General features: G+C 74.1%; 11 protein-coding genes. 6 read left to right on the top strand and 5 right to left on the bottom strand.

The window, feature by feature from the left end; translation table 11 throughout:
• Window positions 1-163: 163 nt before the first annotated feature.
• A complete protein-coding gene (locus tag EV371_RS01610) occupies window positions 164-421 on the bottom strand; it encodes a hypothetical protein (protein ID WP_130460469.1) in 258 nt (85 codons plus the stop codon).
• A 322-nt stretch (window positions 422-743) separates the two neighbouring features.
• Here EV371_RS01610 and EV371_RS01605 point away from each other — a divergent pair, with 322 nt between their 5' ends.
• Genes EV371_RS01605 through EV371_RS01595 form a run of 3 tightly spaced genes read left to right on the top strand, consistent with a single transcriptional unit; the run spans window position 744 to window position 3789 of the window.
• On the top strand, window positions 744-1889 hold the full coding sequence (locus EV371_RS01605; protein WP_486484434.1) for an AAA family ATPase: 1146 nt from the start codon (window positions 744-746) through the stop codon (window positions 1887-1889).
• Window positions 1889-2842 carry a DUF58 domain-containing protein gene (locus EV371_RS01600; RefSeq protein WP_130460468.1) on the top strand — a complete coding sequence of 318 codons (954 nt, stop codon included), beginning with the start codon at window positions 1889-1891 and terminating at the stop codon, window positions 2840-2842. The genes EV371_RS01605 and EV371_RS01600 overlap by 1 nt, the downstream gene beginning before the upstream one ends.
• Complete coding sequence (locus tag EV371_RS01595) at window positions 2839-3789, top strand: VWA domain-containing protein (RefSeq protein ID WP_130460467.1); 951 nt, start codon at window positions 2839-2841, stop codon at window positions 3787-3789. Before EV371_RS01600 ends, EV371_RS01595 begins: the two co-directional genes overlap by 4 nt.
• A 701-nt stretch (window positions 3790-4490) precedes the next feature.
• Here the strand turns inward: EV371_RS01595 and EV371_RS01585 are convergent.
• The 4 genes from EV371_RS01585 to EV371_RS01570 all read right to left on the bottom strand — a co-directional run bounded on the left by EV371_RS01585 (window position 4491) and on the right by EV371_RS01570 (window position 8963).
• Window positions 4491-5861: an acyltransferase family protein gene (locus EV371_RS01585; RefSeq protein WP_130460465.1), complete on the bottom strand. Its 1371-nt coding sequence runs from the start codon at window positions 5859-5861 to the stop codon at window positions 4491-4493.
• Window positions 5858-6784: an alpha/beta hydrolase gene (locus EV371_RS01580; RefSeq protein WP_130460464.1), complete on the bottom strand. Its 927-nt coding sequence runs from the start codon at window positions 6782-6784 to the stop codon at window positions 5858-5860. The genes EV371_RS01585 and EV371_RS01580 overlap by 4 nt, the downstream gene beginning before the upstream one ends.
• A 119-nt stretch (window positions 6785-6903) precedes the next feature.
• Complete coding sequence (locus EV371_RS01575; protein WP_130460463.1) at window positions 6904-7569, bottom strand: response regulator; 666 nt, start codon at window positions 7567-7569, stop codon at window positions 6904-6906.
• Window positions 7566-8963 carry a sensor histidine kinase gene (locus EV371_RS01570; RefSeq protein WP_486484433.1) on the bottom strand — a complete coding sequence of 466 codons (1398 nt, stop codon included), beginning with the start codon at window positions 8961-8963 and terminating at the stop codon, window positions 7566-7568. The genes EV371_RS01575 and EV371_RS01570 overlap by 4 nt, the downstream gene beginning before the upstream one ends.
• A gap of 157 nt (window positions 8964-9120) precedes the next feature.
• On the opposite strand from EV371_RS01570, the gene EV371_RS01565 reads away from it, so the two are divergent.
• The 3 genes from EV371_RS01565 (at window position 9121) to EV371_RS01555 (ending at window position 11805) form a co-directional block, all read left to right on the top strand.
• Entirely contained in the window at window positions 9121-9825 is a 705-nt protein-coding gene (locus tag EV371_RS01565) for a 3-oxoacyl-ACP reductase FabG (RefSeq protein WP_130460462.1), read from the top strand.
• Between the two features lie 116 nt (window positions 9826-9941).
• The gene (gene fabI / locus EV371_RS01560; RefSeq protein WP_130460461.1) at window positions 9942-10715 is read left to right on the top strand and encodes an enoyl-ACP reductase FabI; all 774 of its coding nucleotides are present in this window, start codon (window positions 9942-9944) and stop codon (window positions 10713-10715) included.
• Between the two features lie 61 nt (window positions 10716-10776).
• Complete coding sequence (locus tag EV371_RS01555; RefSeq protein WP_130460460.1) at window positions 10777-11805, top strand: ferrochelatase; 1029 nt, start codon at window positions 10777-10779, stop codon at window positions 11803-11805.
• Window positions 11806-11807: the final 2 nt, after the last annotated feature.

Below are 11807 nucleotides of genomic sequence, written 5' to 3'. Positions count from 1 at the left end.
GTCGGGTACCGCCCGGCCGGAGGCTCCTCGACGGCGGGCCCGCCGCCGGCAACAGGCTCGCCGCCAACAGGCTCCTCGCCCGCAGGCTCGCCGACCGTAGGCTCCGCGCCGTGCTCGCTCCGGTTGTCCTCGCCGTGCCCGCCTCGCTCGTCGCCTCGCTCGCTCACGTGTCGAGCGTAGGCGATCCCCCGGCGGGTGTTACCTCCCGAAGGAACCCCCGCGCGCCGAGGAAGTCGCCGAGCGACCGCCGGTGGTCGGCACAGGCAAGCCAGGTCTTCCGCCGATCGGCGGTGTGCAGCCGAGGGTTGTTCCAGTGCAGTGCCCAGACCGCCACCGCCCGACAGCCCTTGGCGGAGCAGATCAGGGGCGGGTCGTCGGCGGACGGGGAATCCTTGCCGGCGCCTGCGGACGAGTCACTCACGGCGGCGAGTCTACGGCGCACGGCGGCGCTACCGGGAAAGAGATCGCCGGGCGGCCACGGGGGGAGCCGCCCGGCGATTCGCTGCATCGTACACAGAGAAAACCCCGCTATGTCTACCCACCACCGACCGTTTTCCGGATTGCGCGCCCGGTGTGGCGCGATCGGGCCGGATCGAACCGCAAATCCGGTTCTCCCTTCACAGTCTCCGCGCCGGACGTGCGACGCTTGGGGGCGTCGGCGCGCGCCGACCCTTGAGCCCGTGACCCTGCTGTTCGATCCTGTGACCCTGCTGTTCGCTCTGTGACCCTGCTGTGGAGGACCGGTGGCCCAGCCGACCACGCCCGACATCCCGACCACGCCCGACGTGGGCGGTACCGCCCACGCCGGCGACAGCACCCCGGCCGAGGACGCCACCCTGCTGGAACGAGCCCTCTTCGAGGTCAAGCGGGTCATCGTCGGGCAGGACCGGATGGTGGAGCGGATGTTCGTCGCCCTGCTGGCCCGCGGGCACTGCCTGCTGGAAGGGGTGCCGGGGGTCGCCAAGACGCTCGCGGTGGAGACCCTGGCCCGGGTCGTCGGCGGTACCTTCGCCCGGGTGCAGTTCACTCCGGACCTGGTCCCGGCCGACATCGTCGGCACCCGGATCTACCGCCAGTCGAGCGAGAAGTTCGATGTCGAACTCGGGCCGGTCTTCGTGAACTTCCTCCTCGCCGACGAGGTCAACCGGGCGCCGGCCAAGGTGCAGTCGGCGCTGCTCGAGGTGATGTCCGAGCAGCAGGTGTCGATCGGCGGGCAGACCCACCGGGTGCCGAACCCGTTCCTGGTGATGGCGACCCAGAACCCGATCGAGCAGGAGGGCGTCTATCCGCTGCCCGAGGCGCAGCGGGACCGCTTCCTGATGAAGATCCTCGTCGGGTACCCCACCGACGCCGAGGAGCGCGAGATCGTCTACCGGATGGGGGTCAACGCCCCCGAGCCGGCGTCGGTCTTCACCCCGCTCGAACTCGTCGGGCTGCAACAGAAGGCGGACCAGGTCTTCGTGCACAACGCCCTGGTCGACTACACCGTACGCCTGGTGCTGGCCACCCGTGCCCCGGCCGAGCACGGGATGCCGGACGTGGCCCAGCTCATCCAGTACGGTGCCAGCCCGCGGGCCTCGCTCGGCATCGTCCGGGCCACCCGGGCACTCGCCCTGATGCGCGGCCGCGACTACGCACTGCCGCAGGATGTCCAGGACATCGCCCCGGACATCCTCCGACACCGGCTGGTGCTCAGCTACGACGCGCTGGCGGACAACATCCCCGCCGACCACATCGTCGACCGGGTGATGTCCACCATCCCGCTCCCCTCGGTCGCGCCCCGGCAGCACGCCACCCCCGCCCCGCCGCCCGGCTCCGGACCCGCCCTCGGGCCCGCGTCCGGGGTGCCGGCGGCCGGTCCGGCGTGGCCCGGGCGTCCGCCGGCGTGATGTCGGCGACCGACAGCGGCCCGGCCCGGGCCGACGCCGTACTCTCCCGGTTGCAGTTGCTGGTCACCCGCAAACTCGACGGGCTGCTCCAGGGCGACTACCTCGGCCTGCTGCCGGGGCCGGGCACCGAGGCGGGGGAGTCCCGGGAGTACCGCCCCGGCGACGACGTACGCCGGATGGACTGGCCGGTGACGGCCCGGACGACGGTGCCGCACGTCCGGCGTACGGTCGCCGACCGGGAACTGGAGACCTGGCTGGCGGTGGACCTCTCGGCCAGCCTCGACTTCGGCACCGGCCGCTGGCTCAAGCGCGAGCTGGTGATCGCGGCGGCGGCGGCGATCACCCACCTGACCGTGCGCGGCGGCAACCGGATCGGTGCGGTGATCGGCACCGGCCCGTCCCGGGACGGCGGGGCCGGACCGCCCCCGGTGCGGTCGGGGGTGCTGCGGCTGCCGGCCCGACCAGGGCGCAAGGAGGCGCAGGGGCTACTCCGGACCATCGCCGGCACGCCGACCCGACCGGGGCGTACCGACCTGGGGCTGCTGGTCGACGCGCTCAACCGCCCGCCCCGGCGCCGGGGGATGGCCGTGGTGATCTCCGACTTCCTGGCCCCGCCCGAGCAGTGGGGACGGCCGGTACGCAAGCTCGGGGTCCGACACGAGGTGCTCGCCGTCGAGGTGGTCGACCCGCGTGAACTGGAACTGCCGGACGTCGGGGTGCTGCCCGTCGTCGACCCGGAAACCGGTGAGCTGCACGAGGTGCAGACCGCCGACCCGCGGCTGCGGCGCCGTTACGCCGAAGCCGCGGCGGCCCAGCGGGCCGCGATCGCCCATCAGCTGCGGGCCGCCGGAGCGGCACACCTGCGGCTGCGTACCGACTCCGACTGGCTGCTGGACATGGTGCGTTTCGTCGCGGCACAGCGGCACGCCCGTACCGGGGGGACGACTCGATGATCCGTTTTCTGCAACCGTGGTGGCTGCTGGCCGTACTGCCGGTGCTGCTGCTCGCCGGGGCGTACGTCTGGCGGCAACTGCACCGCCGTACGTACGCGATGCGGTTCACCAACGTCGAACTCCTGCGCAGCCTCGCACCGAAGGGGATCGGCTGGCGCCGGCACGCCGCGGCCGGGGTCCTGCTGCTCAGCCTGCTGGTCCTGGCCACCGGGATGGCCCGGCCGGCGGTGGACACCAAGGAGCCGCTGGAGCGGGCCACCATCATGCTCGCGATCGACGTGTCGCTGTCGATGGAGGCCGACGACGTGACGCCGAGCCGGCTGGAGGCGGCCCAGGAGGCGGCGAAGCAGTTCGTCGCGGAACTGCCGCCGACCTACAACCTCGGGCTGGTCGCCTTCGCCAAGTCCGCCAACGTGCTGGTGCCGCCGACAAAGGACCGCCCGGCGGTCACCCAGGCGATCGACGGCCTGGTGCTGGCCGAGGCGACAGCGACCGGCGAGGCGGTCTTCACCTGCCTGGAGGCGATCCGGTCGGTGCCGGCGGACGGTGCCCAGGGCATCCCGCCGGCCCGGATCGTGCTGCTCTCCGACGGCTACCGCACCGCGGGACGCTCGATCGAGGAGGCCGGTGCGACGGCGCAGGCGGCGAACGTACCGGTCTCGACCATCGCGTTCGGCACCGACTCGGGACAGGTCGACATCGGTGGCCAGGTGCAGCGGGTACCGGTCGACCGGCTGGCCCTGGCCGAACTCGCCGAGACCACGCAGGGCTTTTTCTACGAGGCGGCCTCGGTCAGCGAGCTGAAGCAGGTCTACCAGGACATGGGCAGCTCGATCGGGTTCCGTACCGAGGCCCGGGAGATCACCCACTGGTACGCCGGGATCGCGTTGCTCTTCGCGCTCTGCGCGGCGGGGCTGAGTCTGCTCTGGACGTCCCGCCTGGTGTGAGCGGCGGCCCCTGCGAAAGTGCGACCCTCGTCGCCAACGGCGCTCCGGCCAGGTCCACCGGTCCACCTGTCCGGTCCACCGGTCCACCGGCCCGGTCCACCGGGCGGCCCGGTGCACCGGGCGGCCGGGCGCCGGGCCGGAGCCGGTCAGGGGGTCGCGCTGACCAGGATGAAGACCAGCACGACCCAGGCGGCGGCGAGGGTGAAGCCCAGCGGGGCGACGTAACGCTGCATGACTCTGCTCTCCGGGTGGCGACTGGAGACTTCCCGGTCCGACGCAGGGCCGGGCGAGGTGTCTCGGGGATCAGTGGGCGCACACGAAGTCGTGACCGGGCGGCTGCACACCCTCGGCTCGACAGGCTCCGCATCCTCGGCTCGCCGACGGACACCCTCGGCTCGCCGGCAGCCGTCGGACGGGCACGGCTGGATCGGCACGCCGACGGATGCCGGAGTGTCCCGGAGGATGCGATGTGAAGCGGAACTGGGTCAGTCGGCGGGAGACGTCACGACTCAGGCGGACTGACCGAGGACCCGGCCACGACTGGGAGGATCGCTATTTCGCACAGCGATCACCTCCATCTGTCGGCCGGACCTGGAACGTGAGTCATGGTACACCCGGAGGACCCGGTGGCCGCAGTCGGCCTCCGGGTCCTCCGGTGTCGGCTCCGCGACCCCGCCGTGGCGCGGAAGAGGCTCCGATTCTCACCGGACCTGCCGGTCCCCGCCGGCCCGTCCGACCAGCACATACAGGACCAGGACCAGCAGCGGTAACCAGACCAGCCGAGCCGCCACCCAGCCGGACCCGGCCGGCGCCGTGTGCAGTCCGGGTACCGGCCCGGCGTCGGCCAGCCGGACCGCGAGCGCGGCCAGCGCGGTCACCCCGAGCAGGGTGCTCTGGTGCCACAGGTAGACGCTCATCGCGACCGTGTTGAGCCGGTGCACCGGGGCCCACCGGCCCGGCCGGGCCAGCGCGCCGGCCAGGGCGGGCCGGAGCAGCAGCGCCGCGCCGATCTGGGCCAGCGCCAGGCAGACCGCGAACAGCGACGGCGGGTCCAGGTTGGACACCCCGTCCCCGGGCACCCCGACCGCGCTGAGCGGATAGCCCGCCCAACCCAGCCCGGCCATCCCGGCCGCACCGGCCAGCAGCAGCCCGACGGCGGTCCGTCGGCCGCCGAGTCGGCCGTCGGCGAGGGCCATCCCGAGCAGGTACGGCAACAGCCACCCGGCCAGCACCGCGACCGGTACCCGCCAGGCCCCGTCCCCGGGCAGCGGCACCGGCCAGCCCGACAGGTCGGCGCTCCGCCCGGCCAGGTCGCTCAGCGTGACCAACGCCACGGCCGGCACGGCCAGCCGGACCGGCCCGTACCGGTCCAGTAGCCGGGCCAGCGGTGCGGTCGACGCGATCAGCAGCACCAGCGGCAGCAAAAACCACAGTGGACTGATCACCAGTGTGGCGGCGGTCCGCAGGGTTGCCGCCGGAGCCCCGAGCAGGGCGGCCACGGCCAGCACCGTCAGCCAACCGCCGAGCAACAGCAGCACCGGCCGGCCCAACCGACCGAGCCGGCGGCGCAACCAGCGGGCCGGGTCGAGCCCTCGGGCGGTGGCCGAGCGCAGCGACCGGGCCGAGGCGTACCCGCTGACGAAGAAGAACAGCCCGAGCGTCTGGAACAGCCAGGTCAGCGGCGCCAGCGCCGGCATCGCGGCCAGCGGGCTGGCGGTACGCAGCGCGCCGTCCGGGCCGAGGACCAGGGCGGTTACCAGCCAGTGCCCGAACACCACCCCACCGATCGCGTACGCCCGCAGCCCGTCGATGCCCCGGTCCCGGCCGTCGCCGTCCGACCCGGCCCGCCAGCGCCGTGGCGCCTCGGCCAGCCCTCGTCGGCCAGCCCCACCCGCGCTGCCGCCCCGCCACGGCCCGAGAACGCTCGCCGATCGCCGTTCGTGGGTGCCCGCCGGTGCCCGTTCGACGGTGCCCGCCGGTGGCCGTTCGACGGTGCTGGTCGGTGGCCGTTCGACGGTGCTGGTCGGTGGCCGTTCGACGGTGCTGGTCGGTGGCCGTTCGACGGTGCTCATCGGGCCGTCACCGCCGCCGGGGCGACCGGTCCGGGCGCGCCGAGCGTGACCAGGGCGGTCGCGTGCAGCGTGGCGCTGCCCGGCACCAGGTAGCCGTCGTGCCCGCTCACTCCCGTCACCGGCAGCGGGCGGGCCCCGAAGTCGGGGCTGGCCGGCCGACTCCCGTGCCCGAAGCCGAACAACCGCACCGGGGGGAGCCGGCGGATCCAGTCGTCCGGTGCCTCGGCAGCCCAGACCCGGGCGTCGGTACCCAGCTCGCCCACCCGGTCCACGCCCATCCCGACCCCGGCCAGCGTCACCAGGTCGGTCACCTGCGACGGCACGTCGGGTGCGGCCAATCCGAGCACCAGCGCGCCATAGCTGTGCCCGACCAGCGTCACCGTCGCGCCGGGGCGGTGCCGGGCCAGCGTCCGGGTCAGCTCGACCAGCGCGTCCGCCCCGGCCCGCGCGTGCTCGGAGCGCGCCGCCGCCCGACCGAGCCCGTTCGGCGGGTCGTAGCCGAGCCAGGCGAGCACCGCCACCCGGGCATCGGGGCGGACCGCGCGGATCTCGTCGTAGATCGCCCGGGCATGGACGGCCGGGGCGCGTCGGCGCACCCCGCCCAGGCCGCGGTCGAAGTCTCGCAGGCTGCTGTCCACCCCCGGCACCAGCACCACGATCCGGTCGGCGGTGCCGAGGTCGCCGAGTACCTCCACGGCCAGCCCGTCGCCCTGCGGATCGAACGCCAGGAAGGAGCGGCCGGCGGCCACCCAGCCGGCGTACGGTGCACCGGCGGCCCGCATCGTCGCCGCCACCGCCGGGTACGCCTCGACGTACCCGGCCCGCGCCACCGCCACCTCGCTCGCCCCCGCCGGCGGCGGCACCGTCAGCCCCAGCGCGAGCAGCCCGGCCACCGCGCCCCGTACCGTCGGACGCCACTCCATCCCGCTCTCCCTCCGATCGCTTCGGATCCGAGAATGCGTGCTCGGAGGGGGCGGCCGCGTCACGCCACGGGACGGCTTCCGGCGGCCTACCCGGGGACTACCGGCGGGCTACCGGGGTACTAGTCACCGGCCGCCACCAGCCCGGACTCGTACGCGACGACGACCGCCTGAGCCCGGTCGCGCAGGTCGAGCTTGCTCAGGATCCGCCCGACGTGGGTCTTCACGGTCTGCTCGGCGACGACCAGCTCGGCGGCGATCTCGCCGTTGGACCGGCCCCTGGCGATCAGCCGCAGCACCTCGGTCTCCCGGGGGGTGAGCCCGGCGAGGCTGGTCGGCCGGGGCCGGTCCCGACCGGGTCGGGCGGCGAACTCGGCGATCAGCCGGCGGGTCACCGCCGGGGCGAGCAGCGCGTCCCCGGCCGCGATCACCCGGACCGCGTGCACCAGGTCGGCGGCGGGGGCGTCCTTGAGCAGGAAGCCGCTGGCACCGGCTCGCAGCGCCTCGTAGACGTAGTCGTCGAGGTCGAACGTGGTCAGAATGAGCACCCGGGGCCGGGCCGGGTCCGGCCGGTCGCCGAGGAGCTGCCGGGTCGCGGCGAGGCCGTCCAGTACCGGCATCCGGACGTCCATCAACACCACGTCCGGGTCGAGCCGCCGGGCGGCGGTGACCGCCTCCGCGCCGTTCGCCGCGTCCCCGACCACCAGCAGGTCGGGCTGGGCCGCCAGCAGCGCCCCGAAGCCCTGCCGGACCATCGCCTGGTCGTCGACGATCAGCACCCGGATCATCGGGTCGTCCTTCCGTTCGGCTCCGGGTCCGGCGGCTCCGGGGCGGGCGACTCCGAGTCCGGCGGCTCCGGGGCGGGCGACTCCGAGTCCGGCGACTCCGGGGCGGGCGGCTCCGGGGGCGTCGGCTCCGGGTGGTAGGGCAGGTGCGCGGTGACCGCGTACCCCTGGTCGTCGGTCGGGCCGGCCCGCAGCCGGCCGCCGAGCAGCCGGACCCGCTCCCGCATCCCGGTCAGGCCGTGCCCGACCGGGCCGGCGGAGTCGGCCGGCCCGCCGGCGCCGGGCGTACCGACCGGGTCGTTCCAGACCCCGACGGTCAGCGCCCGGTCATCCGCGTCGAGCAGGACCCGCACCGCCGTCCCGGGCGCGTGCCGGGCCGCGTTCGCCAGGGCCTCCTGGATGATCCGGTACGCGGCCAGTCCGACCGCCTCCGGCACCGGTCGGCCCTCCGCCGGGGCCGGGCCGGCGGCGACCGTCACCGCCATTCCGGCCCGGCGGGCCGCCTCGACCAGCTCGGGTACGTCGGCCAGCCCCGGCTGCGGCGCGGTCTGCGGTGCCGCCGACTCGCTGCGCAGTACGCCGAGCAGTCGGCGCATGTCGGTCAGCGCCTCCCGGGCCGACCCGGCGATCGCGGTGAACTCGGCCCGGGCCGGCTCGGGCAGCCCGGCCAGCCGGTACGGCGCGGTCTCCGCCTGCACCGCGATCATCGACATGTGGTGCGCGACCACGTCGTGCATCTCCCGGGCGATCCGGGTCCGTTCCTCCAGCACCGCCCGGCGGGCCTGCTCCAGCTCGCTGCGTTCGGCCTGCTCGGCCAGGGCCTGCTGGCTCTGCCGGCGTCGCCGCACCTGGTCGCCGACGATCAGGATCGCCAGGAAGAGCAGCGCGACCCCGTGCGCGTTCGCCTGGGTCCGCACGAACAGGTACGCCGGCAGCACGCTGAGCAGCCCCGCCCAGGTCGCGATCCCCAGGCTGGTCCGGGCGGCCAGCACCAGCAGGACGAAGAGGAAGGCGATGATCTGCACCGGGCTCCACGGCCAGGCCTCGTCGGACTGCGCGTCGAGCACGCCGAGGTAGAGCAGCGGGTAGCCGATCCGCCAGGCGAGCAGCGGACGGGACAGGGCCAGCACCGCCGGCAGGGTGCCACCGACGGCGAGCGGGACCGCTATCGTCTCGGGCATGTCCCGGGTGTCGGTCAGGTACTGGACCCCGGCGATGGTGAGGCCGACCAGGGCGAAGACCAGCGCCGGGAGCAGGACCGGCCGGACGCGGTCCCACCCGCGTCGCAACCTGCCCGGCGGACCGGCGGGCGGTGACGGCGGATAGTCCGCTCCGACCAGGAGCCGGCGCAGGTCGTGGCGACCGGCGCGCATCGCCGTGGCGGTGCTCTTTCCCATCAGGGGCAGGGTACGCAGACCGGACCCCTCCGTCGTCACTCCCTGGCGCGATCCCGCCGGTAGTACCCCGGTAGTACGCCACCCGGGTTACGGATTACCTGCCGGTAGCGCCTAGTCTCCAACCCGCACGTCCGTACCGTCCGTGAGGAGGACACCCGTGGCCCGAACCGTGCTGGTGACCGGAGGCAACCGGGGGATCGGCCTCGCCATCGCGCAGGCCTTCGCCAAGCAGGGCGACCGGGTCGCGGTCACCCACCGGGGCAGCAACCCGCCGGCCGACCTGTTCGGGGTCCGGTGCGACATCACCGACAGCGACGAGGTCGACGGGGCGTTCTCGGCCGTCGAGGCGGAGCTGGGCCCGGTCGAGGTGCTGGTCTGCAACGCCGGGATCACCGACGACACGCTGCTGCTGCGGATGTCGGAGGAGCAGTTCACCCGGGTCCTCGACGCGAACCTGACCGGCGCGTTCCGGTGTGCCAAGCGGGCCTCCGGCAAGATGCTCCGGGCCCGGTGGGGCCGCATGATCTTCGTCTCGTCCGTGGTCGGCCTCTCCGGCGGCGCCGGCCAGGTGAACTACGCGGCCAGCAAGGCCGGCCTGGTCGGGGTGGCCCGGTCGATCACCCGGGAGCTGGGCAGCCGGAACATCACCGCCAACGTCGTCGCGCCGGGGTTCATCGACACCGACATGACGGCGGTACTCAGCGAGGAGCGCAAGGCGGAGATCCGCAAGTCCATCCCGGCCGGCCGGATGGCCAGCCCGGACGAGGTGGCCGGGGTGGTGGCCTGGCTCGCCTCCGACGCGGCCGGCTACGTCTCCGGGGCGGTCATCCCGGTCGACGGCGGCCTCGGTATGGGGCACTGACCTGCCCGGAACCCGGGGCACCGACTGACACAATCGCCCAGGCGCCGTTATCGGCCGGGACGGACCCGGACCGGTCACGGGACTCGGGGGACCACGAGGGTATGGAGGATCTTCACGTGTCTGGACTGCTGGCCGGCAAGCGGCTGCTCGTCACCGGGGTCATCACGGACCAGTCGATCGCGTTCTCGGTGGCGAGGCTCGCCCAGGAGAACGGGGCGACGGTGATACTCACCGGCTTCGGCCGGATGTCGCTGGTCGAGCGGATCGCCAAGCGGCTGCCCGAGCCCGCGCCGGTCATCGAGCTGGACGTTACCGACGCCGGGCAGTTGGACAGCCTGGCGGGGCGGGTCCGCGAGCACGTCGACGGGCTGGACGGGGTGGTGCACTCGATCGGCTTCGCGCCGCAGAGCTGCCTGGGCGGTGGCTTCCTGGACGCGCCGTGGGAGGACGTGGCGACCGCGGTGCACGTCTCGACGTACTCCTACAAGGCGCTCGCGGTGGCCGCGCTGCCGCTGATGAGCGCCGGCGGCGCGGTGGTCGGGCTCACCTTCGACGCCACCAAGGCCTGGCCGGTGTACGACTGGATGGGTGTGGCCAAGGCCGGGCTGGAGTCCGCCTCCCGCTACCTGGCGCTGCACCTGGGCCCGAAGGGGATCCGCAGCAACCTGGTCTCGGCAGGGCCGCTGCGTACCATGGCGGCGAAGTCGATCCCGGGTTTCGAGCAGTTCGAGGAGGCCTGGGCCGACCGGGCCCCGCTGGGCTGGGCGCTGACCGACCAGGAGCCGGCCGCCCGGGCGTGCCTGGCGTTGCTCTCCGACTGGTTCCCGGCCACCACCGGTGAGATCGTGCACGTCGACGGCGGCTACCACGCGCTCGGCGCTCCGATGTGAGGCAGGTCCCGCCCGGTGGACGGGGGAACTGCCGAACCGGCCGGGCGGGAACAATGGCGGTATGTCGTACGACGCAGTTGTGCTGATCTCGTTCGGCGGCCCGGAACGGCCGGAGGATGTCCTGCCGTTCCTGGCCAACGTCACCCGGGGCCGGAACGTGCCGCCGGACCGGCTGGCCGAGGTCGCCGAGCACTATCGGCACTTCGGCGGCGTGTCGCCGATCAACCAGCAGTGCCGGGACCTGCTCGCCGCGATCCGCGCCGACTTCGCCGCGCACGGGCTCGACCTGCCGGTCTACTGGGGCAACCGCAACTGGCACCCGATGCTCGCCGACACCGTGGCCCAGCTGCGCGACGACGGGATCACCTCCGCCCTCGGCTTCGTGACAAGCGCCTACAGCGGCTACTCCTCCTGCCGGCAGTACCTGGACGACATCGCGTCCGCCCGGGCGGCGGTGGGCCCGGACGCGCCGAGGATCGACAAGCTGCGGCAGTACTGGGACCATCCCGGATTCGTCGAGCCGCACGCCGACGCGGTGGCGGCCGCGCTGGACACCCTCGACCCGGCCCGGCGGGACAGCACCCGGCTGGTCTTCACCGCCCACTCGATCCCGGTCTCGATGGCCGCGTCCGCCGGCCCGCAGGGCGGCCGGTACGAGGCGCAGCTCCGCGAGACCGCCGCGCTGGTGGCCGAGCGGGCCGCCCCCGACCTCCGCTACGACCTGGTCTGGCAGAGCCGTTCCGGCCCGCCCCAGGTGCCGTGGCTGGAGCCGGACGTCAACGACCACCTGCGGGCGCTGGCGGCCGACGGTGTCACCTCGGTGGCGGTCAGCCCGATCGGATTCGTCTCCGACCACCTGGAGGTGGTGTGGGACCTGGACACCGAGGCGGCGACGACCGCCAAGGAGCTCGGCCTCGACTTCGCCCGGGCCGGCACCCCGGGCACCGACCCGAGGTTCGTGGCGATGGTCCGGGAACTGGTGACCGAGCGGCTCGACCCGGCCGATCCGGCGGCGCGGCGCCGGCTGGGTACGCTGCCGGCCTGGGACACCTGCTCGGCCGGTTGCTGCCAGCCAGTCCGGCGCCCCTGACG

It is taken from the genome of Plantactinospora sp. CNZ321 (assembly GCF_004217235.1).
The sequence above is the reverse complement of the archived record's forward strand: the minus strand, read 5'-3'. Positions and strand labels throughout refer to the sequence as shown.

Excerpts from the sequence above, each read along its gene's own strand:
- EV371_RS01600 (WP_130460468.1), top strand. The coding sequence starts at position 1,889 with ATGTCGGCGACCGACAGCGGCCCGGCCCGGGCCGACGCCGTACTCTCC.
- EV371_RS01595 (WP_130460467.1), top strand. The coding sequence starts at position 2,839 with ATGATCCGTTTTCTGCAACCGTGGTGGCTGCTGGCCGTACTGCCGGTG.
- EV371_RS01585 (WP_130460465.1), bottom strand. The coding sequence starts at position 5,861 with ATGAGCACCGTCGAACGGCCACCGACCAGCACCGTCGAACGGCCACCG.
- EV371_RS01580 (WP_130460464.1), bottom strand. The coding sequence starts at position 6,784 with ATGGAGTGGCGTCCGACGGTACGGGGCGCGGTGGCCGGGCTGCTCGCG.
- EV371_RS01575 (WP_130460463.1), bottom strand. The coding sequence starts at position 7,569 with ATGATCCGGGTGCTGATCGTCGACGACCAGGCGATGGTCCGGCAGGGC.
- EV371_RS01570 (WP_486484433.1), bottom strand. The coding sequence starts at position 8,963 with ATGGGAAAGAGCACCGCCACGGCGATGCGCGCCGGTCGCCACGACCTG.
- EV371_RS01555 (WP_130460460.1), top strand. The coding sequence starts at position 10,777 with ATGTCGTACGACGCAGTTGTGCTGATCTCGTTCGGCGGCCCGGAACGG.